Source organism: Streptomyces sp. NPDC056222, assembly GCF_042264065.1.
Classification (GTDB): domain Bacteria; phylum Actinomycetota; class Actinomycetes; order Streptomycetales; family Streptomycetaceae; genus Streptomyces.
In genome coordinates, this window is sequence record NZ_JBHJTL010000035.1 from 1 (window position 1) to 21,544 (window position 21,544).

General features: G+C 71.2%; 22 protein-coding genes. 11 read left to right on the forward strand and 11 right to left on the reverse strand.

The features are described 5' to 3' along the window. Nucleotides 1–146 precede the first annotated feature (146 nt). The 3 genes from ACFC0D_RS18345 to ACFC0D_RS18355 form a co-directional block, all read right to left on the reverse strand. Nucleotides 147–605 carry a DUF6114 domain-containing protein gene (locus ACFC0D_RS18345; protein WP_376436602.1) on the reverse strand — a complete coding sequence of 153 codons (459 nt, stop codon included), beginning with the start codon at nt 603–605 and terminating at the stop codon, nt 147–149. Nucleotides 606–607: 2 nt separating this feature from the next. Then, entirely contained in the window at nt 608–1,264 is a 657-nt protein-coding gene (locus ACFC0D_RS18350) for a DUF6230 family protein (RefSeq protein WP_376436605.1), read from the reverse strand. Nucleotides 1,265–1,475: 211 nt separating this feature from the next. Next, nucleotides 1,476–2,150, reverse strand: a complete 675-nt coding sequence (locus ACFC0D_RS18355) for a TetR/AcrR family transcriptional regulator (protein WP_376436608.1) — start codon at nt 2,148–2,150, stop codon at nt 1,476–1,478. A 482-nt stretch (nt 2,151–2,632) separates the two neighbouring features. On the opposite strand from ACFC0D_RS18355, the gene ACFC0D_RS18360 reads away from it, so the two are divergent. Next, nucleotides 2,633–3,286, forward strand: a complete 654-nt coding sequence (locus ACFC0D_RS18360; RefSeq protein WP_376436611.1) for a Tat pathway signal sequence domain protein — start codon at nt 2,633–2,635, stop codon at nt 3,284–3,286. A gap of 101 nt (nt 3,287–3,387) precedes the next feature. Here ACFC0D_RS18360 and ACFC0D_RS18365 read toward each other — a convergent pair whose 3' ends face one another. Both ACFC0D_RS18365 and ACFC0D_RS18370 read right to left on the reverse strand, forming a co-directional pair. Beyond that, complete coding sequence (locus ACFC0D_RS18365) at nt 3,388–4,275, reverse strand: alpha/beta fold hydrolase (protein WP_376436614.1); 888 nt, start codon at nt 4,273–4,275, stop codon at nt 3,388–3,390. Nucleotides 4,276–4,405: 130 nt separating this feature from the next. After that, on the reverse strand, nt 4,406–4,762 hold the full coding sequence (locus ACFC0D_RS18370; RefSeq protein ID WP_376436617.1) for a hypothetical protein: 357 nt from the start codon (nt 4,760–4,762) through the stop codon (nt 4,406–4,408). A gap of 206 nt (nt 4,763–4,968) precedes the next feature. Between ACFC0D_RS18370 and ACFC0D_RS18375 the strand changes: the two genes are divergently transcribed. From ACFC0D_RS18375 to ACFC0D_RS18390, 4 genes are all read left to right on the forward strand, one after another. Beyond that, the gene (locus ACFC0D_RS18375) at nt 4,969–5,916 is read left to right on the forward strand and encodes a hypothetical protein (protein ID WP_376436620.1); all 948 of its coding nucleotides are present in this window, start codon (nt 4,969–4,971) and stop codon (nt 5,914–5,916) included. A gap of 60 nt (nt 5,917–5,976) precedes the next feature. Beyond that, on the forward strand, nt 5,977–6,948 hold the full coding sequence (gene bla / locus ACFC0D_RS18380; protein ID WP_376436623.1) for a class A beta-lactamase: 972 nt from the start codon (nt 5,977–5,979) through the stop codon (nt 6,946–6,948). Next, the gene (locus tag ACFC0D_RS18385) at nt 6,945–7,661 is read left to right on the forward strand and encodes a formylglycine-generating enzyme family protein (protein ID WP_376436626.1); all 717 of its coding nucleotides are present in this window, start codon (nt 6,945–6,947) and stop codon (nt 7,659–7,661) included. The genes bla and ACFC0D_RS18385 overlap by 4 nt, the downstream gene beginning before the upstream one ends. A gap of 115 nt (nt 7,662–7,776) precedes the next feature. After that, a complete protein-coding gene (locus ACFC0D_RS18390) occupies nt 7,777–9,414 on the forward strand; it encodes an amidohydrolase (RefSeq protein ID WP_376436629.1) in 1,638 nt (545 codons plus the stop codon). 19 nt (nt 9,415–9,433) lie between these two features. Here the strand turns inward: ACFC0D_RS18390 and ACFC0D_RS18395 are convergent, their stop codons facing one another. After that, a complete protein-coding gene (locus tag ACFC0D_RS18395; RefSeq protein WP_376436632.1) occupies nt 9,434–11,056 on the reverse strand; it encodes an amidohydrolase in 1,623 nt (540 codons plus the stop codon). A gap of 45 nt (nt 11,057–11,101) precedes the next feature. After that, nucleotides 11,102–11,872 (reverse strand): TetR/AcrR family transcriptional regulator, encoded by a 771-nt coding sequence (locus tag ACFC0D_RS18400; protein WP_376436635.1) that lies wholly within the window; start codon nt 11,870–11,872, stop codon nt 11,102–11,104. Between the two features lie 69 nt (nt 11,873–11,941). On the opposite strand from ACFC0D_RS18400, the gene ACFC0D_RS18405 reads away from it, so the two are divergent. Next, nucleotides 11,942–13,387, forward strand: coding sequence for a purine-cytosine permease family protein (locus ACFC0D_RS18405; protein WP_376436638.1), 1,446 nt, complete (start codon nt 11,942–11,944; stop codon nt 13,385–13,387). Here the strand turns inward: ACFC0D_RS18405 and ACFC0D_RS18410 are convergent. After that, complete coding sequence (locus ACFC0D_RS18410; protein WP_376436640.1) at nt 13,330–13,851, reverse strand: hypothetical protein; 522 nt, start codon at nt 13,849–13,851, stop codon at nt 13,330–13,332. The two genes, ACFC0D_RS18405 and ACFC0D_RS18410, sit on opposite strands and share 58 nt — an antisense overlap. Before the next feature lie 105 nt (nt 13,852–13,956). On the opposite strand from ACFC0D_RS18410, the gene ACFC0D_RS18415 reads away from it, so the two are divergent. Further along, a complete protein-coding gene (locus tag ACFC0D_RS18415) occupies nt 13,957–15,228 on the forward strand; it encodes an MFS transporter (protein WP_376436642.1) in 1,272 nt (423 codons plus the stop codon). Here the strand turns inward: ACFC0D_RS18415 and ACFC0D_RS18420 are convergent. Continuing rightward, entirely contained in the window at nt 15,219–16,025 is an 807-nt protein-coding gene (locus tag ACFC0D_RS18420; RefSeq protein ID WP_376436645.1) for a pectate lyase, read from the reverse strand. The genes ACFC0D_RS18415 and ACFC0D_RS18420 overlap by 10 nt on opposite strands. 247 nt (nt 16,026–16,272) lie before the next feature. Here ACFC0D_RS18420 and ACFC0D_RS18425 point away from each other — a divergent pair, with 247 nt between their 5' ends. From ACFC0D_RS18425 to ACFC0D_RS18435, 3 genes are all read left to right on the forward strand, one after another. Beyond that, nucleotides 16,273–18,354, forward strand: a complete 2,082-nt coding sequence (locus tag ACFC0D_RS18425) for a discoidin domain-containing protein (protein WP_376436648.1) — start codon at nt 16,273–16,275, stop codon at nt 18,352–18,354. A 130-nt stretch (nt 18,355–18,484) separates the two neighbouring features. Next, nucleotides 18,485–19,129 (forward strand): TetR/AcrR family transcriptional regulator, encoded by a 645-nt coding sequence (locus ACFC0D_RS18430; RefSeq protein WP_376436651.1) that lies wholly within the window; start codon nt 18,485–18,487, stop codon nt 19,127–19,129. Continuing rightward, the gene (locus tag ACFC0D_RS18435; RefSeq protein ID WP_376436654.1) at nt 19,126–19,530 is read left to right on the forward strand and encodes a TetR family transcriptional regulator C-terminal domain-containing protein; all 405 of its coding nucleotides are present in this window, start codon (nt 19,126–19,128) and stop codon (nt 19,528–19,530) included. Before ACFC0D_RS18430 ends, ACFC0D_RS18435 begins: the two co-directional genes overlap by 4 nt. 81 nt (nt 19,531–19,611) lie before the next feature. On the opposite strand, the gene ACFC0D_RS18440 is transcribed toward ACFC0D_RS18435, so the two are convergent. Beyond that, on the reverse strand, nt 19,612–20,013 hold the full coding sequence (locus ACFC0D_RS18440) for a nuclear transport factor 2 family protein (RefSeq protein ID WP_376436657.1): 402 nt from the start codon (nt 20,011–20,013) through the stop codon (nt 19,612–19,614). Between the two features lie 87 nt (nt 20,014–20,100). Here ACFC0D_RS18440 and ACFC0D_RS18445 point away from each other — a divergent pair, with 87 nt between their 5' ends. Beyond that, nucleotides 20,101–20,877 (forward strand): helix-turn-helix domain-containing protein, encoded by a 777-nt coding sequence (locus ACFC0D_RS18445; protein ID WP_376436660.1) that lies wholly within the window; start codon nt 20,101–20,103, stop codon nt 20,875–20,877. Here ACFC0D_RS18445 and ACFC0D_RS18450 read toward each other — a convergent pair. Further along, a complete protein-coding gene (locus ACFC0D_RS18450) occupies nt 20,826–21,488 on the reverse strand; it encodes a TetR family transcriptional regulator (protein ID WP_376436775.1) in 663 nt (220 codons plus the stop codon). The two genes, ACFC0D_RS18445 and ACFC0D_RS18450, sit on opposite strands and share 52 nt — an antisense overlap. Nucleotides 21,489–21,544: the final 56 nt, after the last annotated feature.

The window sequence follows — 21,544 nt, forward strand, 5'->3', positions numbered from 1 at the left end:
GGTACAGATACCCGGCGCTCACCACCGGCCGGGGGGGGGGGGGGGGCCCGCCCGGGCGGGGGGGGGCCCACCCCCGGGGGGGGGGGGCCCCCGCCGGGGCCCCCCCCCCCCCCGGCGGGTGCGTGGGTCAGGTATCGGTCAGGGTGTCACGCCCGCTTCTCCGGGCGCGTGCCCGCGCGGCGCCATCGGCGCCTCGGCTGGTCGGGGAGCCAGCCGAAGGCGAGTGAGCTGCCGACGAGGCCGAGGAGCAGGCCGACGAAGAAGCCGCCCAGGTTCGACGTGACCCAGGTCGCCAGCGAGGCCAGGACCGCGACGATCGAGTAGAACAGCCGCTGACGTGGGTTGAGGACGACGAGTACGCCGCACAGAATCATGATCACCGGCAGTACGTAGCCGACGAGACTGTCCGCGCCCGCCGTGAGGACGACGGAGATGCTCGCCTGCTGGGTGAGCAGGATCTCGGCGCCGCCCAGGACGATGGCGAGGCCCGCTCCGAAGGGGCGGCGGTGGCGCCACCGGCGGAACGTCCGCCAGGGGTGCCGTCCGCTCGGGGCGGGCGGGCCGGTGTCCGCTGGTTCGACGGTGGTCTCCGACCCCGCCGTCATGGTCAGCAGCCCCTCGAGCTGAAGCTCATGTGCAGGTCGGGCAGGGTGAAGCGGGTCGCGGTGGTGGCGTAGTTGGTCTGGCGTACGTTCTTGATGGTGACGGTGTCCGCCTGCTGACCGAAGACTCCGAGCGGCCCCTTGACCGGGGGCTTGTCGAAGGTGCTGGCGTCCCCGCCGATCTCGATGTTGTCGAACGCGGCGACCTTGCCGGAGATCTCGGTGGAGTCCGTGGTCAGCCCCGACGCCTTCACCGGTGTGCCCTTGTTGCCCGCAGTGATGTGCAGGAAGGTGCCGCCGAGCTCCACGCTCTGGCAGAGGTTGGTGAGTTCCGCCTCGCGGATGGCGGTGATGATGACGAGCACCTGCCCCCCGGTGTCGCCGGCGTTGGGGCTGCCCTCGGGCATGTTGTCCAGGCCCCCGAACTGACCGAAGCCGGTGCCCTGCAGGGTGTCGGCCGTCACGGTGAACGGCATGCCGGAGATGGCGAACTGGGCGGCGAGCGCGCCCTGTGCGGTGAGGACGACGAGGGTGGAGGCGATCGCGAAGGCGGGTGCGCCCATCAGTGCCGCGCGCCGGAAGCGCACTCTGCCGCGCCGCTCGGAGCCGTCGCCCGGGGATAAGGAGGAGGTGGTGCCCGTGGGGTCTTCGGACAGAGCCATGAGGTGCTCCTGACATGAGTGAGGAAACAGACCTGTGGCGGCGATGTCCTGGCGCGGACGGTTCCCCCACCTGCCTGGGTCTTCCTCGGACTCGTGCCGAGGCGGCATGCCGCAGGGAACCTCTCGGACCGTACGCCCGACATTACTCCCGAGTCAACTACTGTGCGAATAGCGGATGTTGACCATGCAGACCGACAGTGCCGGCGGGGTCTCAGGGGCTCGTGAACGGTGACACGACGACATGCACCAGGATGTCGAGGAGCCGCGGAAGCTCCACGGTCCGGTCCTCATCGACCGCGCGGTGGACCGCCGCGTGCACGGCCCCGACGACGGTCGCCACCAGCTCCTCCCTCTCCACACCGGGCGGAGCGGGGGGCGCGTCCACGAAGAACCGGCGGAAACTGGCCAGAAGTTCGGCACGGGCCCGTCGCCCGGCCGGCCCGGTGGACTCGATCTCGACCACCATTCTCGCGAAGGCGGGCGTCTGCCCGAGGAGTGTCAGCATCACCCGCAGCCCGGCCTGTACGGCCGTCGGCCAGTGCGCTCCGCCGCCCGCCTCGTCGTATGCCTCCTGCATGGCCCTCACCACCACCTGTGTACCGCCGCGGTACGCGGCCAGCACGGCGTCCTCCTTGCCTGTGAACAGGGCGTAGAACACCGGACGGGTCACCCCCGCGGCAGCACAGATGTCGCTGATCCGGGCACCGCCGTACCCGTTCGCCGCGACGGTTCGGGCGACACCGTCGAGCAGCCGCTCCCGCTGCCGGGACGCGACCTGTTCGGGCGTCATCCGTCGCGGTCCCGGGCGCAGGGAGCGTTCCGGTTCGCGGCCCGTGCGGGCTCCCGGCAGGATCCGTCTCTCCTCGGTCGGGCGAGCGTTCTTCATCGGCCACATCCCCCAGGGCTGTTGACGTCACATACTCGGCAGGTTTACAACCCTGATGGGTTTTCCTCTCGTGTGTCCGGTGGAGGAGCTCCGCGAGACGGGATCGTCTCCACCACCACACACCGCACGGCGTATCTCGCTCCTCCGTGTATCACGCTCCACCGTGTCCCGCGACACCGCTCCGCCGATCCGTGGCGCCGGATCGGCCCGGTGGTGATCGCGTCCCGCTTGCACGCCCGTACGAGCCGTGTTCCCCCTCGATCGGCGTTCTCCGCCGTGCCGCACCCCACGCCGCCCGGCCGCACCGTTCCATCTTTCGCTCCTCTTCACCCCCAGCCCCCTTCCCCACGCTCCCCTTCACCCACGCCCGCCGATCCCCGGCGGCGGACGCCGCTGGGAGCCGTGCTCGGCGCTGTCCGGCATCCCCCGGGGCAGAGCCGAGTTCCACCACCCTCACCGCTGGATCGAAAGGAACCCCCACCATGAACAAGCGAGCCCTGTTAGCCACCGCCGGTACTGCCGTCGCCGCCGTCCTGGCGGCCACGTCCGCGGCCACCGCCGCCGGCAGTGTGCTGACGACCGGCAGCGCGAGCGGCCCCGCCGTCGCCGTCGGCGATGTCGTCGCCGCGTCGCTGTCCTCCGGCACGAACGCCAAGATCGCCACCACCTCGGGCGGCAGCACCGGCATCACCTGCAACGCCTCGGCCTTCTCGGCCACCGTCACCAGCAATCCCGCGGCGCCCGGCACCGCCACCGAGACGCTCAACTCCCACACCCTGAGCAGCTGTACGACCAACATCTTCGGGGCGACCGGTGTGCAGAGCATCACGGTCAACAACCTGCCGTACACCACGTCCGTGACCTCCGGCGGCAGTCTCACGGTGAGCGCGGGCAGCACCGGACCGATCCAGACCACGTTGAAGATCAACACCGTCCTGGGGGTGACGACCTGCGTCTACCGGGCCACCGGACTGACCGCGTCCCCCTCCAACACCGACAACTCGCTCACCTTCACGAACCAGTTGTTCACCAAGGCCAGTGGCCCGGGTACCTGCCCGGCCAACGGCTACTTCTCGGCGAAGTACGGCCCCGTCCAGGACACCACGCAGGCCGGCGCCCCGGTCTTCGTGAACTGACCCGGACCGGCCGCACACCCTGAAGACGTACGTTCCCCGGACCGATCGCGGTCGGGGGAACGTACGTCTCCGCAGCACATGCCCGATGCCGTGACGGTGCGTCAGTGGTCGCTGTCCAGCACCTCGTGCAGGGTCTTCGCGAAGTCCGCCGGGGCACCCTCCTGACCGAACTCGCCGCCCAGGAAACCACCGTGGTGGCTCGGGAAGCGCGTCAGCGCGGTGCCCACCCCGGTGGCGATCTCCGCAGCGGCGCGGGCGGGGAACTCGCCCTCCGACTCCTCGCCCGCCGCGATGACGATGCGAGTCGGAGCGGCCCGCAGCGCGTCGAAGTCGGGCCGGTAGCTCGTGCAGCCGCGCATGTTCTGGCCCAGCAGCGGGTCGTCGCGCGAGCCGTCGTCCTCGGTCGGCAGTCCGAAGTCGGCCGGAGAGGGCGCGGGCTCGTCCGCCCAGTTCGCCGGGAAGGGTCCCTTGCGGCTCGCCACCGCGAAGAACTTCGCCATCGCCGGTCCCATCCCCTCCCGCAGATAGGTGTCGTGGATGTCCGCGCAGGCCGCCAGCGCGGTCTCCCGGTCCGGGAGGACCTGCGCCGTCGGCGGCTCGTGCGCGACCAACGTACGCACCAGGTCTCCGTGCCGGGCCACCAGAGCGAGCGCGTTGACCGCCCCGCCGCTGCTCGCGAACAGGTCCACCGGTCCCGCGTCCAGCGCCTCGATCACGCGCCGCAGGTCGTCGGCGTGCTCCTCGGGGGTGGACTCCGTCGCGCCGTCGGTACGGTCGCTGCGGCTGACGCCCCGCGGGTCGTACGTGACGACGACCCGGTCGGTGAAGTGCGACGCAAGCGTCGCGAAACCGGTGGCATCCATGGGCGAGCCGATCATGAACAACGTGGGGTGATCGGCCGCTGCTCCGTCCGCGGTGCCCCGGATGTCGTACTGCAGTGTGGCGCCGGCGGCCTCGAGCGTACGGGTCTCGACATCAACCATGACCATTCCCTCCAACGTAACGGTGTCATGGGTTCAGACCGCCTCCGCCTCAGGAAGTCATCGCTCACGCGGCAATCCCTCGAGACGAGTTTCCGGAGTCGGTCCGGCGGTCACGAGGCCGTGCGGATCACGTCCGTCACCCTGCACTCCACCGTGCTCGCAACTGCGACAGGCTCTGCGCTCGGCCCTGCGAGGCCTGGCCCGGCGACAGGTGGTCGACGGTCGCGTTGGCCTCCGCCACGCGGTCGCGGGACGGCACCACGAACTCCACGCTGATGAGGTAGTCGCTGGGCTTGCTGCTGCGGTTCGTGACCGTCACCTCCGCGTGCGGCAACTTCGTGGCGGAGTCCACCTGGCAGGCGGTGATCCGCACGTCGCCGAGCGGGCCGTCGGGGTCGTCGCTGTCCGGGTCGTCGATGGAGAGGACCACGGCCACGATCCCACCGACGAACAGAAGGGCAAGCACGACGAGGACGATCAGGGTTGTGGTCAAGCAGGCGCGGCGCCCTTGCTGCGGGCCGGGCGGAGGCGGCTGAGCCGACCATCGCGGACCGCTGGGAGGAGCCGTCATGGTGTCCTCTCCGTCCTCGCTGCGCCCCCTCTCCTCCTTCCAGAATGCTCCGGGATCCCTCCGTCGGCACGCCGGGCTCGCCGAATGTCGCTGGGCGTCCGCGTCCGCCCCGGGGGATCATTCCCGGCATGGCTGATTGGGCGACGTATGTGGTGGTGCCGGAGGACGGCGGTACCGACGGGCACGAGGTGTACGAGGCGCGCTTCGGAGCGGTGGGCCTCGACCTCGACCTGCTGGCCGGGCCCGATGTCGTCGTTCCTCTCCTCCGCTCACGCAGCCGGGTGGAAGGGCGGTGGCGTGACGACGGGATGTGCGAGGCCGGGGCGCTGATCGATCTGCGGAGCAGGACCCTGCTGTTCTTCGCGCTGGAAGGTCCGGTCACGCAGATGCGCCATCGGGTCGCCACCTGGGAGCTGCTGCGGCGCGCCTGGCCGGGCTGGGAGCTGCGCTGGTCGTACGACGGCTCGGCCGAGCTCGCCGCTCGTCTGGGCCTGGACCCGGAGGGGGTGCGTGAACCGCATCGAACCATCTACCCGGAGTCGGCGCTGGACCTCGACGACGAGGAGCTGGCGGATCCCGACCCCCTGGTGCGCGTCGTCACGATCGGCGGGCCGGACACCGCCCGCTGCCATGTGCTCTCCGGTGTCAACGACCACCCCATCGCCGAAGGGCCCGCTCTCGTCGACCGTCTCGCCGACGCGCCGGACCACGGTGTGTACGCGCTCGCCGCCGATTCCGGGATCCATGTCGATCCCGCGCGGCGACGCGTCGGCTGGTGGCTGCTCGACGCCGTCGCGGGAGCGCCCGACATGGCGGCCCGCTGGCCGGGCTGGACGGTCGAGTTCTGGCAGGACCACTGGGAGGAGCATGTACGGCTGGCGGGCGGACGGTTCGTTCCCCCGGCGGTCGTGCCTGAGCAGGCCCGCGCCGAAGTGCGGAGCGAGGCCCTGGAGCACTGGTCCCCACGACCGCCCTCGCCCTCCGACTGGGTCGGCTGGATGCAGGCGGCGTCGCCGGAGTCCGTCCGTGACTCCGTGACCGCGACCCTCGGCGGAGACGAGCGCCCCGGCCGCTGATCCGGGCGCACGGCCCCGCCGCTCGCCGCAGTTGATCGACGGGGTCGGTAGGTTGGGGACATGCCGCATGTCCGCAACCGCACCCTCGCCCGCCCCGTCAGCCGCACCCGGCGCTGTCTTCTCGCCGCGGTCGCCGTCCTGACACTCGTCCCGCTCGGGGCCTGCGGCCAGGGCGGCACGGCGGCCACGCCGTCGTCATCACCGCCCTCGGCGCCGCGGGCGTCCGCGCCCGGGGCGGCCGCCGCGCGGCCCGTGAGTGCGCGGTTCCGCGAGCTCGAGCGGGCCTACGACGCGCGATTGGGTGTGTACGCCATCGACACCGGCAGCGGTCGTGAGGTGGCGTACAACGACAACGCCCGCTTCCCCTTCGCCTCCACCTTCAAGGCCCTCGCCGCCGGTGCCGTGCTGGACACGTACACCTCGGGCGGGATGGGCAGGAAGGTCTCCTACTCCCAGGGCGACCTGGTGGACCACTCCCCCATGACCGAGAAGCACGTGGGCACCGGCATGACCCTGAACGAGCTGTGCGACGCCGCCGTGCGCCACAGCGACAACACCGCGGCCAACCTCCTCCTCGATCAACTCGGCGGCCCCGAGAGGCTCGACGCGATGCTCGACGAGTGGGGCGACCAGGTCACCCGGATGGAACGCCGCGAGCCGCAGCTGAACGAATGGGCGCCGGGTGCCACGCGCGACACCAGTACACCGAAGGCACTCGCCCAGGACCTTCGCGCCCTGGTCGTGGGTGACGTCCTGGGCGCCGCCGAACGCGCCCGGTTGGCGACGTGGCTGAAGACGAGCACCACGGGCACGGAACTCATCCGGGCCGGGATGCCCAAGGGCTGGGTGGTCGGTGACAAGTCCGGGGCGGGCAGCACGTACGGCACGCGGAACGACATTGCCGTCGCCTGGCCGCCCGGCCGCGCGCCCGTCGTCCTGGCCGTCATGTCCAACCGCCCCGCGCTGGAAGCTCGTTACGACAACAAGCTGATCGCCGACGCTGCCGCCGTCGTCGCCGAGTCCCTGTCATGACGCGCACGAGCGCAGCCGCCGAGGACACGGCGATGATCTCCGTCCCCGCGGGGCGGGTGACGCTGTCGGACCGGCGGACGCAGCGCCGTTGGTCGGTGGACGTCGCCCCGTACGAGCTCGCGCGGTTCCCGGTCACGCAGGGGCGCTACGCCGACGTCACCGGACAGCGGCCGAGCACCGCGCAGGGGGATCGGCTACCCGTCGAGGGGGTGTCGTGGTGGGACGCCGTCCGGTTCTGCAACGCCCTGTCCGAGCGGGAAGGGTTCGCACCCGCCTACACCATCGACGAAACCGGTGAAGGCGACGGCATCGTGTGGGACAGGTCGGCCGGCGGCTACCGGCTGCCGACCGAGGCCGAATGGGAGCACGCCTGCCGCGCCGGTTCGGACGGACCGCGTTACGGGCCCCTCGACGAGATCGCCTGGTACCGCGGCAACTCCGGCGAGCGCCTTCACGAGGTGGGTGGCAGGCGACCCAACGCATGGGGGCTGCACGACATGCTCGGCAACGTGTGGGACTGGTGCTGGGACGTCTACGACGCCGAGGTCTACGGGTCCTACCGGGTGTTGCGCGGCGGTGGCTGGTTCGACGAGCACTGGAGCTGCCGGGCATCCGCGCGCCGTCGCAGCCACCCGACGTTCCGCGTCGACGACGTCGGCTTCCGCGTCGCACGCTCCGTCGCGCGTTCCGTCCCGGACTCCGTCGCGCGCTGACCGCGCACGGGCACGACCACGAACGCCGTCGCGATCGGCGCCACCCCGAACCACCTGGTACCACCTGGTACCACCTGGTACCACCTGGTACCACCTCGTCAAGGAGCAACTCCCCATGCGTCACGCGGATCTCGTCTTCCTCTCGGGTGCCGTCCTCACCATGGATCCCTCAGCCCCCCGCGCCACGGCACTGGCCGTCGCCGGGGAGCGGATCGTCGCGGTCGGCGGCGACGAGGAAGTACGTGAGCTGGTCGGGCCGGGAACTCGGGTGGTGGACCTGGCGGGGCGCGCACTGCTGCCGGGATTCCAGGACGCGCATGTGCATCCGGTCTACGCCGGGCTGGAGTTGGGGGCCTGCGACCTGTCGGGGACCACGGACCTCGACGAGTACCGGCGGCGGATCACGGCCTACGCCGCCGCCCATCCCGAGCGCCCGTGGATCACCGGGGCCGGCTGGTCGATGGAGAGCTTCCCCGGCGGACTGCCGACCCGGCAGATACTCGACGAGCTGGTGCCCGACCGTCCGGTCCTGCTGACCAACCGGGACCACCACGGCGCCTGGGCCAACACCCGCGCCCTGGAGCTGGCGGGCGTGACCGCCTCGACGCCCGACCCGGCCGACGGGCGCATCGAACGCGAACCGGACGGCACCCCCTCGGGCATGTTGCAGGAGGGCGCGGTCCTCGTGGTCGGCCGGGTCGTGCCTGCGCCCACCGCCCATGACCTGCTGGCCGGACTCGAGCGCGCCCAGCGGCTGCTGCACTCGTACGGCATCACCGCCTGGCAGGACGCCATCCTCGGCTCGTACGGAGGCCATCCCGATGTCTCCGAGACCTATCTGACGGCCGCCGAAAGCGGTCTTCTGACCGCCCGTGTCAACGGCGCCCTGTGGTGGGACCGCGACGCCGGGGCCGAGCAGATCCCCCACCTCGTCGAGCGGCGCGAGGCGCTGCGCCACGGCCGGTTCCGGGCCGACTCGGTGAAGATCATGCAGGACGGCGTGGCCGAGAACTTCACGGCCGCCATGACCGCTCCGTACCTCGACTCCTGCGGCTGCGCCACGGGCAACGCCGGCCTGAGCTTCGTCGACCCCGTCGCCCTGCGCGGGTACGTCACCGAGCTCGACGCCCTCGACTTCCAGGTGCATTTCCACGCCCTGGGCGACCGCGCGGTCCGTGAGGCCCTGGACGCCGTCGAGGCCGCCCGGAAGGCCAACGGACAGCGCGGCAACCGTCATCACCTCGCCCATCTCCAGGTCGTGCACCCCGACGACATCGGCCGCTTCGCACAGCTCGGCGCGGTCGCGAACCTGCAGCCCCTGTGGGCGGCGCACGAGCCGCAGATGGACGAGCTGACCATTCCGTTCCTCGGCCCGGAGCGTGCGGCCTGGCAGTACCCGTTCCTGGATCTGCACCGCAGCGGCGCGCGGCTGGCGGCGGGCAGCGACTGGCCCGTCAGCTCCGCCGCACCCCTGGAGGGGATCCACGTCGCGGTCAACCGGGTCGAGCCGGGCCGTGACCCCGAGCGGATCTTCCTGCCGCATCAGCGGCTCGACCTCTCCACGGCCCTCACCGCCTACACGGCAGGCTCCGCGTACGTCAACGGACTCGACGACACGGGAACACTGCGGCCGGGCGGGCTCGCCGACCTCGTCGTCCTGGACCGCGACCCGTACACCGTGTCCGCCCCGGAACTGGCGGGCCTGCGCGTGGAGGCCACGTACGTCGGCGGCCTCGGCGTCTTCGAGGGCTGAACCGTCCCGATCGCGCGGATCAGAGGCTCGCGTCGCGGTGCGTGGGCCGGCCGTCGAGGACGGTGAGGAGGACGGGCAGGTCCGGCAGTTCGGTGGCCGCGACGGTGAGCGGGTTGTCGGCGAGGACGGTGAGGTCGGCGCGGTATCCGACGGCCAGTCGGCCCGCCTCACGGTCCTCGCCCGCCGCGAACGCGGGGCCGAGAGTCATCCCCTGGAGCGCCTCCAGGGGTGTGAGCGCCTGCTCGGGGCCGTGCGGCGGCTGGGTGAGGTCGCGGCTCGGGCGGCGGTGCCGGGCGCCCGCCATGACGCCGAGCGGCGGGAACGGCGCGATGGGCCAGTCGGATCCGAGGACGACGGATGCTCCGGAGTCCCGCAGGTCGCGGCAGCGCCAGGCGCGGGAGGCCCGCTCCTCGCCGAGGCGGCGGGACCAGTTGTCGGTGTGGTCGGCGCGGGTGAAGTCGCAGCAGTGCGTGGGCTGCATGGACGCGATGACGCCCAGCTCGGCGAAGCGGCGCAGCGTGTCGTCCGGCACGCTCTCGATGTGCTCGATGCGGTGCCGTACCCCGCTGCGGTCGCCGGCCTGGGCCTTCTCCACGGAGTCGAGGACATGGCGGACGGCCGCGTCGCCGATGGCGTGCGTGGCGGTCGGCACCCCGGCCCGGTGCAGTTCGCCGATGATGTGGGTGTAGGCGGCGGGATCGGGCCAGAAGGCGTGGGTGGACTCCCCGTGGCAGTCCGGGTGCTCGAGCCAGGCGGTGCCGTTGTCGATCGTGCCGTCCATGAAGAGCTTGACGCCGGCGGTGCGCCAGAGTGCGCCGCCGGTGCCCTGCTGCTCGATCAGCGCGCGCAGCCCGTCCGCGTCGGTGCCGGGCTGGCACCAGGGCGCGACGCGCAGGCGCAGGGGAAGCGCGCCGACCGCGTCGAGTTCGGCGTAGAGGGAGAGGCTCTCGCCGTTGGCGTCCATGGCGTGCCCGCCGGTCAGACCGGCCGCGGCCATGGCGCGCAGCGCGGCGGCGAGGCGCTCCCGGCGTTCGGGGTGCGTGGGCTGCGGTGCCGCGCGCTCGACGAGCTCGCAGGCGGCATCCTCCAGGAGCAGGCCGGTGGGCCGGCCGGCGTCGTCGCAGACGATCTCGGCGGCCTGGTCGAAGGTTCGGGGTCCGTCGACCCCGGCCAGTTCGAGCGCGCGGGGGCTGGCGAGCATGGAGTGGGCGTCGAAGAGCTGGAGAAGGGCCGGTACGCCGTCGAGTACAGGGGCGAGTGCGGCCGACTCGACGGGCCGGTCGCCGAACACGTTGGGGTCCAGGCCCCAGCCGAAGAGCCATGCGCCGCTCTCCAGCGTCCTGATCTCGCGGGCGAGTGCCTCGCGCACGGAGTCGAGGTCGGTGCAGCCCGACAGGTCGAGGCCGTGGGTGAGTTCGGCGCCGGAGACGGGGTGGAGATGGCCGTCGGTCAGGCCAGGGGTGACGACGCCTCCCTTGAGGTCGACGACGGTCGTCGAGGAGTCGGCGAGCGCGCGGATCTCGCGGTCGTCCCCCAGGGCGGAGATCCGCCCTCCGGCCACGGCCAGGGCACTCTCCGGCAGGAGACGTCCGGTGACCGGGTCGAGCATGCGGGCGGAGAGCAGGACGAGAGAGGTGCGCACAGGGGCTCCAGGAAGAAGCGGGAGGAAGGGCGGGGCAGTGGTCGGTCAGTGGGGGGTGGTGGGCGCGGGGCGGCCGCCGGCCTCGCCGGACGAAGCAGTGCCGGGGGAAGCGTCCCCGCCGGCCTCGCCGGAGGGCGCCCCGGTGCCGGTGCCGGTGGCTTCCCCGGCACCCGGATCCGGTAGCGGGGCGACCCGGTCGAGGCTGCCGCTCGCCAGACCGAGTTCGCGTTCCGCCGTGGTGACGGCCATACGCGTCACCACCTCCGGCCGGTTGCTGCGGTCGGTGTTCGCGTGGGCGCCGAGGCCGTCGAGGACGACCAGGATCTGGATGGCCGTCGCGCGGGGGTCGTCCGTACGGAACTCCCCGGTTCCGACTCCGTCCCGGATGAGCCCCTCCAGCCTGTCGTCGGAGGCCAGCTCCTGCTCGGCGACCCGGTCGCGCAGCAGGGGCCGGTAGCGGCTGAGGTGCCGGGCGTTGATCCAGAGCCGGCTGATGTCGTCGTACGCCTCTCCGACGGAGAGGGCGAAGTAGCGCGCGAGGTACTGCGTGGGGGTCCCGTCGGACCGGTCCGCGGGCAGCAGCGCGTCGAGCTCGCCTGTGGCCGCCGTGCTGAACGCCTCGGCGACGAGATCCTCCGCCGAGGGGAAGTAGTGGCTGATCAGACCCGGTCGTACGTCGAGCTCCTCGGCGATCCGCCGGAGGGTGACGGTTTCGAGGCCCTCGGTCAGGGCGACCCGGGCCGCGGCCTCGACGATCTCCGCCCGCCGGGCCTCCGGTGACTTGCGAACTCGTTTGCGCTGGACGCTTGACGACATACCGGCGATGCTATTGAGTGTGCGACCAATAAGCAAGCAGGTGCGCACCACACGTATCCGGAGGACCTCATGACTTCCACCATTCCCGACCCGCGCCCCGGCGCCGATGGCGCGCCGCCGGTCACCGACCGGGCGGGACGGGTCGAGGTCCACGGCATCGATCACATCCCCGACGGCGAGCGTCATGGACGACCCCGTGAGCTGTTCGCGATCTGGGCGGCGGCCAACGTGAACTACCTCAGCCTGGTCATCGGCGGGGCTCTGATCCTCATGGGCCTGAGCCTGGCGCAGGCTCTCCTGGTGATCGTGGTGGGCAATCTGTTCTGGCTGCTCACCGGAGTACTGGCGATGTCCGGGCCGGCGGCGGGCGCGCCCAGCGAGGTGATCACGCGTGCGATGTACGGCGTCCGCGGCAACCGTGTGAACAACGCGGTCACCGGCTGGATGATCTCCGTCTGCTACTTCGCCCTGAATCTGGCCGCGGCCGCGAGCGCGGCCTTCGCTCTCGTCGAGAAGGTCGGCCTCCCGACGAACACCGTCGTCAAGACCGCCGTCGTCCTGGCCATCGCCGCGCTCACCCTGACCATCAGCGTCTACGGACACGCACTGATCGTGAAGCTGTACCTGCCGATCACGATCGCCCTGACCGCCGCGTTCGGTGTGGTCGCCTACGCGGTGCTGATGCGCGCGGACTTCGGCCACGGACCCGACGCGCCGCTGACCGGTGTCGACCTGTGGGCGACGCTTCTCGCCGGCGTCACCGTCATCGCCTCCGGCCCGCTCTCGTACACGACGAGCGCGGACTTCTCCCGCTACCTGCCCCGTACGGCCTCCTCGAGGGCAGTCGTCGGCTGGACCGCACTCGGCGGCTTCCTGCCGAGCGTCGCGGTCTGCTCGCTCGGCGCGCTGGCCGCGACGGCGGTCGACATGACCGACCCGCAGACCGCGCTGGAGGAGATCCTGCCCGGCTGGTTCTACCCTGTCTTCCTGATCGCCCTGGTCCTCGGCACGATCTCGATCAACGCCCTGACCGCGTACAGTGCCGGTCTCGCCCTCCAGGCCGTCGGTATCCGCATCCGCCGTTCGCTCAGCGTGATCGTCGACGGCACGGTCGCCTCCGCGCTCACCCTGTACGCGCTGCTGGTGTCCAACTTCCTGGACACCGTCAGCAACGTGCTCCAGCTGACCGTCGTCCTGCTGGGCCCGGCGACGGCCCTCTACGCCACCGACATCCTGCTGCGCCGCAACCGCTACGACGGGCTCGCGCTCATGGACGAGACCCGGCAGAGCCCCTTCTGGTACTCCGGCGGTGTCAACCTGTCCGGCGCCATCGCACTCGGCGCCGGTGTGACCGCGGCCGCGCTCTGCGTCAACACCGCGTACACGGGCCCGATCGCCGCCGCCCTGACCGGCATGGACCTGGCGCTGCCCGTCGGCATCGCGGTCACCTCCGCGGTCTACGCGCTGCTGATGCGGAACTCCGCTTCCGTACGCGCCGCCCGCGCGGGCGGCTGAGCGTCGGCGTCGGCGTCGGACGGGGCGTGGCCTCGGAGGGCATCGGCCAGGCTCGCCACAGGACGGGCGAAGATCCCCGCCAGTACGTGACGCTGACGCTCCGTCAGCGGCGTGACGAAGACGACGGCGTCGGCCCCGGTCCGCTCACAGAGCTCGACGGCTTCGCGCAGCTTGCCGGAGCCGAGCACGGTCCGTGAGGAGTACGGCGACCCCATCAGCCGCGCCCCGCCCCTGGACACGCCCCGGCGCTGGACGACCTCCCCCACGACCCGCCCGCCCCACGCCGCCACCTCTCCGGTCGCGGCCTCCATGAGGGCACCGAAGTCCTTCCGGCGGGCGGAGAAGAACCCCACCAGAACCAGACGGCTCCCGGCAACAACCGCGTCCGGCACGGCAGTCACCCCGGCCGCGCCCACCCGCGCGCGCCGGGCGAGCCCGCGGTCGCGCCTCCGGTTCCGGTCCATGCCGCCAGCGTAAGGGGTCCACTTCTCGCAAACCTCTTGCTGCTGCAAGTAACATGCAACAGGCTGTCCGGGTCCTTACTTCCCGCCTGGAAACGGAGCCCCGTCATGCCCCCTCTGTTGCCGGACACCGGACCTCAACGCGTCATCACCGCCTCGAACTTCGTCAACACGGTCGGCAGCGGCCTCTATCTGACCGCCGGGGTCCTGTACTTCACCCAGGCGGTGCACCTTCCGGCGAGCCAGGTGGGCCTGGGGCTCGGGATCGCCGGGTTCGTCTCGCTCGCCGTGGGCATCGCCGTGGGCCGCCTCGCGGACACCCGCGGAGCACGCGGCGTGTACGCGGTCACCCTCGTGGTGCGCACGGCGGCCACGGCGGCATTCGTGTTCGCCGACGACTTCTGGCTGTTCGTCCTGGCGGTCTGCGCGGCCACCGGGGCGCAGGCGGCGGGGCTTGCCGCACGCAGTCCCCTCATCCGGCACTACGGAGGGGACCGGCCGCAGCGCTTCCGCGCCTATCTCCGCTCGGTGACCAACATCGGCATCTCGCTCGGCGCCCTGCTGGCGGGCTGGGTCGTCCAGGTGGGCACGCACACCGCGTACCAGCTCCTGGTCGTCGGCAACGCGATCGCCTTCGCGGCCTCCGCTGTGATCCTGGTCCTCCTGCCGCCGGTCGCTCCCGGCCCTGCCGTGGACGGCCCTCGCTGGGTCGCTCTGCGGGACCGGCCCTATCTTCTGCTCACGGCTCTCGACGGCATCATGGCCATCCAGTTCAAGGTGCTCACCGTGGCCATCCCCCTCTGGCTTATCTACGCGGTCACCGCACCGCGCTGGCTCATCTCGGGCACGATGCTCGCCAACACCGTCATCGTCATCGCCTGCCAGGTGCGCGCCAGCCGCGCCGTCGACTCCCCCGCCGCCGGCGGAGCCGCCTACCGACGATCGGGTGTGGCCTTCCTCGTCTCCTGCTCACTGATCTCGCTGTCGGCGGGAGCACCGACGTGGGCCGCCGTGGCGCTGCTCATGACCGCGGTGGTCGTCCACACGATCGGCGAACTGTGGCATGCCGCCGGGGGCTTCGAGGTGTCGTTCGCCCTCGCGCCGAGACATGCCACCGGCCAGTACCTGGGCGTGTTCGGCCTCGGTGCCGGTCTCGCCGAAACCCTCGGGCCCGGACTGCTCATCGCGCTCTGCATCACCTGGGGGCGACCCGGGTGGTACGTCGTGGGTGCGCTGTTCGCCCTGACGGGCATGGCCGCGCCCCTGGCAGTCCGCCGGGCGCAGCGTCATCAGCCCGTCGGCCCCGACGAAGACGCGACGGGCGACGGGCGGACGCCACCGGCGCGCAGGGCGCCGGTGGCGTCGCTTTCTCAGTCGTAACCGATGTCCGAGGCGGTGTACTTGCAGTGCGTGCCGTCGGGTCCGCTGCCCAGTTCGACGGGCTCCTTGCCCGTCGTGTTGCCCTGGAAGCGGACGCACGGCTTGATCTTCCTGCCGCTGTCGCCGTGGATCCGGACGTTGCGCAGGGCGGCGGTGTCCCCGTAGTTCGCGTTGATGCCGACGAGCGACTTGCCGGGGGCGGTCACGTCCACGTCATTGACGATGACCGAACGGCGGTACTGCTTGGAGCAGTTGCCGCAGGTGCGCACGAGCTTGCCGAACTCGGAGACCTGGAACTTGGTGACGACCAGCTTGCCTGCGCCGTTGAACTGGAACACCTTGTCGGAGGCCTTGCGGGCGCCGCCGCCGTAGACCGAGTACACGGAGTCCGCCGAGGTGCCCTTGAAGGTGGCGGCGTCCTCGCCGACGTCCTCCCACCAGACGTTCTGGATCGTGCAACTGCCCATGCAGTGGATGCCGTCGGCGGCCGGAGAGCCGAGCACGACGTTCTTGAGGACGGCGCCGTCCTTCAGCTTGAAGAGCGGGGCCTGCCCTTCGTCCTGCCCGCCCCCGCCGAGTGCGCCGCTCCCGTAGAAACGCTGGAGCTTGCCGTCGTACGTCCCGGAGACCTCGATCGTGCTGGTGACCGGCTTGTCCCCCTTGGCCTTGGGCCAGGCGCCGCCCGCGCTCGCCGGGCTCGTCAGGGTGGTCGCCAGGACGGCGGTGGTCAGTCCGAGCGTGGCGGCGGCCGCGGAGAGGACGACGACGCGCTTGGGCCGTCTCTTGTGTCTGCTCATGAATCCCATGCCTTCGATGTGGGGGGTCTGTACGGTCCTTGCGCCTCCTTGTCGCCGCCGCCCGGGCCGAAGGTTGCCGTCCAACCGGGATTCCTTCCACGCGCTGTCCCGATCCGACGGTCCATCAGGTCAACTGTCCCGGACTCTTGACTCGGGTCGTGGCAGTCGGGATTCTCGACACACCCTCAGCGCGGAACATGACAACTCACACGCCGCGCCGCCTACCAGCCGACCGAGGACGTGAGTGATGTCCCTGACGCGCCCCCCACGCAGCTCCACGACCAGCAGGCGCAGAGCCCTGACCGTGCTGTCGCTGCTCCTGGCCACGATGGCTGCCATGCTGCTCGGCCCCGCGCCCGGTTCCGCAGCCGCCGACACCTGGTGGAACCCCGTCGCCCGGCCCCAGCCCGACTCCGAGATCAACATCACGGGCGAGCCCTTCAAGGGCACCAACGCCCAGGGCGAGGTGCGCGGGTTCGTCGACGCGCACAACCACCTGATGTCGAACGAGGCCTTCGGCGGACGCCTCATCTGCGGCAAGACCTTCTCCGAACTGGGCGTCGCCGACGCGCTCAAGGACTGTCCCGAGCACTACCCCGACGGCTCGCTCGCGATCTTCGACTTCATCACCAAGGGGGGCGACGGCAAGCACGACCCGAACGGCTGGCCGACCTTCAAGGACTGGCCGGCCCATGACTCGCTGACCCACCAGCAGAACTACTACGCCTGGGTGGAGCGGGCCTGGCGCGGCGGGCAGCGGGTGCTCGTCAACGACCTGGTCACCAACGGTGTGATCTGCTCGGTGTACTTCTTCAAGGACCGCGGCTGCGACGAGATGGACTCCATCCGCCTGCAGGCCAGGAAGACGTACGAGATGCAGGCCTTCATCGACAAGATGTACGGCGGACCGGGCAAGGGCTTCTTCCGGATCGTCACCGACAGCGCCCAGGCCCGCGAGGTCATCGCGCAGGGCAAGCTGGCCGTGGTGCTCGGCGTCGAGACCTCCGAGCCCTTCGGCTGCAAGCAGATCCTCGACATCGCGCAGTGCTCCCGGGCGGACATCGACCGCGGCCTGGACGAGCTGCACGGGCTCGGCGTGCGCAGCATGTTCCTGTGCCACAAGTTCGACAACGCGCTCTGCGGGGTCCGCTTCGACTCCGGGGCGCTCGGCACGGCGATCAACGTGGGTCAGTTCCTCTCCACCGGGACCTTCTGGAAGACCGAGCAGTGCGCGGGCCCGCAGCAGGACAACCCGATCGGCCTGGCCGCGGCGCCGAACGCGCAGAAGGAGCTGCCGGCCGGCGTGAGCGTGCCCGGGTACAGCCAGGACGCCCGGTGCAACACCCGCGGGCTCACCGAACTCGGCGAGTACGCGGTGCGCGGGATGATGAAACGCAAGATGATGCTGGAACTGGACCACATGAGCGTGAAGGCCGCCGGCCGGGCCTTCGACATCATGGAGTCGGAGTCCTACCCCGGCGCGATCTCCTCGCACAGCTGGATGGACAGCAGCTGGACCGAGCGGCTGTACAAGCTCGGCGGGTTCGCCGCCCAGTACATGAACGGGTCGGAGGCGTTCAGCGCGGAGGCCAAGGCCAAGGACGCGCTGCGCGACAAGTACGGGGTCGGCTACGGCTACGGCACCGACATGAACGGTGTCGGCGGCTGGCCCGGCCCGCGCGGCGCCGACGCGCCGAACAAGGTCACGTACCCCTTCCGCAGCGTCGACGGCGGCTCGGTCATCGACCGGCAGACCACCGGGCAGCGCAGCTGGGACCTCAACACCGACGGCGCCTCGCACGTCGGACTCGTGCCGGACTGGATCGAGGACATCCGCAAGGTCGGTGGTCAGGGCGTGGTGGACGACCTGTTCCGCGGCGCCGAGTCCTACCTCGACACCTGGGGCGCCTCCGAGCAGCATCGGGCCGGGGTGAACCTGGCCTCGGGCGCGGCGGCCTCCGCTTCCACCACGGAGTGGTGGAACCCGTTCGTCACCTACGCGCCCGGCCGGGCCGTGGACGGCAACCTGGGCACCCGCTGGGCGAGCGAGTGGAGGGAGGGCCAGTGGCTGCGGATCGACCTCGGGCAGCCGCAGCTGGTCAAGCGCATCACCCTCGACTGGGAACGGGCGTACGGCAGGGCGTACCGCATCGAGGTGTCCGACGACGACGCCGCGTGGCGTACCGTCTGGTCGACCGAGGCCAGTGACGGCGGGCTGGACACGGCCAGATTCGCCGGCACGACGGCCCGGTACGTACGGATCCAGGGAGTACAGCGCGCCACCGACTGGGGGTACTCGCTCCACGAGGTGGGCGTCTACAGCGGCTGAGCCGCAGCGAGACAGAGCGACAAGGCACGGCCGCCGGGCCGGGCGGGGTGGATCCGATCGGGTCCGCCCGGCCCGGCCCGCGCGCCGCTCCCCGGGGGCGGCAGACCGCAGAACCGAAAGGATCCACCCTATGTCCCGCAGGCCGCTCGCCGAACGCCGTCGGCAACTGACCGAGGCCGCGATCCGAGCGATGACCCGGGACGGCGTCCCGAGGACGACGACCCGGTCCATCGCCGCGGAGGCGGGGGTGTCGCTGAGCGTCTTCCACTACTGCTTCGACTCCAAGCAGGCGCTCCTGGAGTCCGTGATCACGACGATCACCGACCATTACGTGGGGGTCGTCAAGGAGGCGCTGCGCCCGCGAGCCACCTTCCGGGAAACGATCCGGGCCGGTTTCGACGCCTACTGGGACCATGTCCGCGCCCACCCGGGCGAGCACATGCTCACGTACGAGCTCACCCAGTACGCCCTGCGCACACCGGGGTTCGAGCCGCTGGCGCGCCGCCAGCACGAGCGGTACGCCGAGATCTACCACGGCCTCATCGAGGAGGTCAGCGCCGGTATGGGGCTCGAACTCCGGGTCTCCGTCCCGGTCCTGGCCCGCTATCTGGCCGCCGTGACCGACGGGCTGACCCTGAACTTCCTCGTCCTGGGCCACGACCCGGAGGCCTCGGCGACGATCCTCGACCTGATCACCGACCAGGTCGCCGCACTCGCCGGCGACGGTGCGGCCGGTGCCGACCTCGGCGCCGGGCCCGGGCTCGCGCTTTCGTGAGGCGGGCCGTCTCCCGCCGGGGAGCGGCTACTTCGTCGCCGCTCCCCGCCCGAACATGGCGATCAGCCGCGTCAGGCTGTCCTCCTCGTACCCCTCGGCCGCCGCCCTCCTGCGACTCCGACTGGCTCGACGGCTGCCCGGTCACCTCCACCGTCGTCGGCACGGCGACCAGCGCCCCGGACATCCAGCAGGCGGCGGCCGAGGCGTTCGCACGGTGGCGGGCGGTGGTCGCCGAGAAGCTGCGCGACACGGGATTCACCGCAGCCGACGCCGAGGAGCTGGCGCACACGGTGATCGCCACGCTGGAGGGCGCGGAACTGGCGGCCCAGGTCGCCCGCAGCGTGGAACCACTGGAGGTCGCGGGGCGGCATCTGGCACGTCTGCTCTCCTCGTACCGGTGACGCCCCGCGACAACACCGATCGCGACACCCGTCAGTGCGCCGCGGGTCGCGGTCCGCGGCCAGAAGCCGTCCAGGACGCGGCTAGCGCCCGCTCGGTGCGGATTGCTCCCACCACCGCACATGGGCTGCCGCGTCGGCGACCGGCTCGATGATCTCCCAGCCCTCGACGATCAGCCCACCGGCAAACCGCCAGATGTCGACGCCCGCGATCCCCGGCCCCGCGTCGCCCGCGATCCGGCGCCGCGAATGCATCATCACGTGATCACCGTCGGCCAGGACGTGATGGACCTCGACGCGCAGGTCGTCCAACGGCACCGCGCGTACGGCGGCGAGCCATTCCGCCTTGGTGGACGAGGTCGAGTCCGGCCGGTGATGGACGAAGTCGTCACTCAGCAGCGTCGCGAGCGCGTCGACGTCACCCGTCCCGACCAGCCGCGCGAGCGCCTGCTCGACGATGCTCTTGTTCTCCGCGTCCGTGGTCATGGACGCAGTGTGTTCGGCGGTTGCGAGGCTTGTCGATGAACTCCGATGTCATGGCGTACGGCTCCACCATGCGCCATCCTGGCGATCATGCACACGGTCGGAGAGCTCCTGCGGCAGTGGCGGCATCGCCGGCGACTCAGCCAACTCGACCTCGCGATCGCCGCCGACGTGTCGGCACGTCACGTCAGTCTGGTGGAGACCGGCAAGTCCAGACCGAGCGCCGACATGGTCCTTCGCCTCGCGGATCAGCTCGATGTGCCGCTGCGTGATCGCAACCAGCTGTTGCTCGCCGCCGGCTTCGCGCCCCGGTACACCGAGCGCCCGCTCGACAGCGACGCGTTGTCGGCGGCCCGGGACGCGGTCGGGAGGGTGCTCCGCGCGCACGAGCCGTACCCGGCGCTGGTCCTCGACCGCCGATGGAACGTCGTGATGACGAATCGCGCGGTCGACCCGTTCTTCGCGGACGTCGCCCCCGACCTGCTGCGGCCGCCGATCAACATGGTGCGGTTGGCACTCGACCCGCACGGGCTCGCTCCGCGGCTCGTCAACCTGGCCGACGTACGTACGGTGTTCCGCGCCCGCGTCGCGCGTCAGCTCGCCACGGCTCCCGACGCCGAACTCACCGCGCTCTACGAGGAACTGCTGACGCCGGCGTCCGAGGACACGGCGAGCCTGGCGGTCGAATCCGACACGGTGATCCCGATGGTCTTTCGCTTCGGCGGACGAGGGCGAGAACTCCGGCTGTTCTCGACCACCACCACCTTCGGCAACCCGATGGACATCACGCTGGCCGAGGTCACGATCGAGTCGTACTACCCGGCGGACGCGGAGAGCGCGGCCTGCTTCACGGAGGCCGACGGCTGACCCATCCGTCTCTCGCCGGCGTCCAGCGCGGGGGCGATGACGGTGAAGGCTCGGGCGACCAGGTCGGTGGGGTTCTCGGTGGCGGCCTCCCCGGCACTCCACCTGCGCAGCGTGACGTCGAAGGCGGTGAGCGCCATCCCGGCAGCCAGCCGCGGGTAGAGATCGGCGACGGGGTCGAGTCCCAGACGCTCCGCCAGCTCCGCCGTGAGGTCGTCGCCCCATTGCGACCGGCGCTCCAGGAAGCGTCCGTGCAGGGCGGGGGTACGCAGAATCAACCGCACCACGCGCAAGGCCCGTTCGGTGTGGTCGGGATGGTCGGTGCAGGCGTCGATGGGAACCGAGACGGCGTGCCGGAGCGCGACGGAGGGCGGTTCACCGGCGGGGCGGGCGGCCAGTTCGGCGCGGATGCCGTCGCCCATCTCGGCCAGGAACTGGACGACCACGTCCTCCTTGGACGCGAAGTAGCGGAAGAACGTCCTCTTGGACACGCCGGCCGTGGCGACGATCTCGTCGACGGTGACCGCGTCGAAGCCTTTCACCGCCAGCAGTTGTAGCGCCGCTTCGGTCAACTCGTCGGCGACGAGCTGACGTTTGCGCTGGGCCAGGCTCATGTCAGGGCGAGAAGTCACCCGACCATGGTAACCCCATGCCCTCCGTGACACTCAGG

Excerpts from the sequence above, each read along its gene's own strand:
- ACFC0D_RS18410 (WP_376436640.1), bottom strand. The coding sequence starts at position 13,851 with ATGGACCGGAACCGGAGGCGCGACCGCGGGCTCGCCCGGCGCGCGCGG.
- ACFC0D_RS18365 (WP_376436614.1), bottom strand. The coding sequence starts at position 4,275 with ATGGTCATGGTTGATGTCGAGACCCGTACGCTCGAGGCCGCCGGCGCC.
- ACFC0D_RS18445 (WP_376436660.1), top strand. The coding sequence starts at position 20,101 with ATGCACACGGTCGGAGAGCTCCTGCGGCAGTGGCGGCATCGCCGGCGA.
- ACFC0D_RS18415 (WP_376436642.1), top strand. The coding sequence starts at position 13,957 with ATGCCCCCTCTGTTGCCGGACACCGGACCTCAACGCGTCATCACCGCC.
- ACFC0D_RS18360 (WP_376436611.1), top strand. The coding sequence starts at position 2,633 with ATGAACAAGCGAGCCCTGTTAGCCACCGCCGGTACTGCCGTCGCCGCC.
- ACFC0D_RS18400 (WP_376436635.1), bottom strand. The coding sequence starts at position 11,872 with ATGTCGTCAAGCGTCCAGCGCAAACGAGTTCGCAAGTCACCGGAGGCC.
- ACFC0D_RS18350 (WP_376436605.1), bottom strand. The coding sequence starts at position 1,264 with ATGGCTCTGTCCGAAGACCCCACGGGCACCACCTCCTCCTTATCCCCG.
- ACFC0D_RS18345 (WP_376436602.1), bottom strand. The coding sequence starts at position 605 with ATGACGGCGGGGTCGGAGACCACCGTCGAACCAGCGGACACCGGCCCG.
- ACFC0D_RS18405 (WP_376436638.1), top strand. The coding sequence starts at position 11,942 with ATGACTTCCACCATTCCCGACCCGCGCCCCGGCGCCGATGGCGCGCCG.
- ACFC0D_RS18390 (WP_376436629.1), top strand. The coding sequence starts at position 7,777 with ATGCGTCACGCGGATCTCGTCTTCCTCTCGGGTGCCGTCCTCACCATG.
- ACFC0D_RS18355 (WP_376436608.1), bottom strand. The coding sequence starts at position 2,150 with ATGAAGAACGCTCGCCCGACCGAGGAGAGACGGATCCTGCCGGGAGCC.
- ACFC0D_RS18450 (WP_376436775.1), bottom strand. The coding sequence starts at position 21,488 with ATGAGCCTGGCCCAGCGCAAACGTCAGCTCGTCGCCGACGAGTTGACC.
- ACFC0D_RS18440 (WP_376436657.1), bottom strand. The coding sequence starts at position 20,013 with ATGACCACGGACGCGGAGAACAAGAGCATCGTCGAGCAGGCGCTCGCG.
- ACFC0D_RS18375 (WP_376436620.1), top strand. The coding sequence starts at position 4,969 with ATGGCTGATTGGGCGACGTATGTGGTGGTGCCGGAGGACGGCGGTACC.
- ACFC0D_RS18425 (WP_376436648.1), top strand. The coding sequence starts at position 16,273 with ATGTCCCTGACGCGCCCCCCACGCAGCTCCACGACCAGCAGGCGCAGA.
- ACFC0D_RS18420 (WP_376436645.1), bottom strand. The coding sequence starts at position 16,025 with ATGAGCAGACACAAGAGACGGCCCAAGCGCGTCGTCGTCCTCTCCGCG.
- ACFC0D_RS18385 (WP_376436626.1), top strand. The coding sequence starts at position 6,945 with ATGACGCGCACGAGCGCAGCCGCCGAGGACACGGCGATGATCTCCGTC.
- bla (WP_376436623.1), top strand. The coding sequence starts at position 5,977 with ATGCCGCATGTCCGCAACCGCACCCTCGCCCGCCCCGTCAGCCGCACC.
- ACFC0D_RS18430 (WP_376436651.1), top strand. The coding sequence starts at position 18,485 with ATGTCCCGCAGGCCGCTCGCCGAACGCCGTCGGCAACTGACCGAGGCC.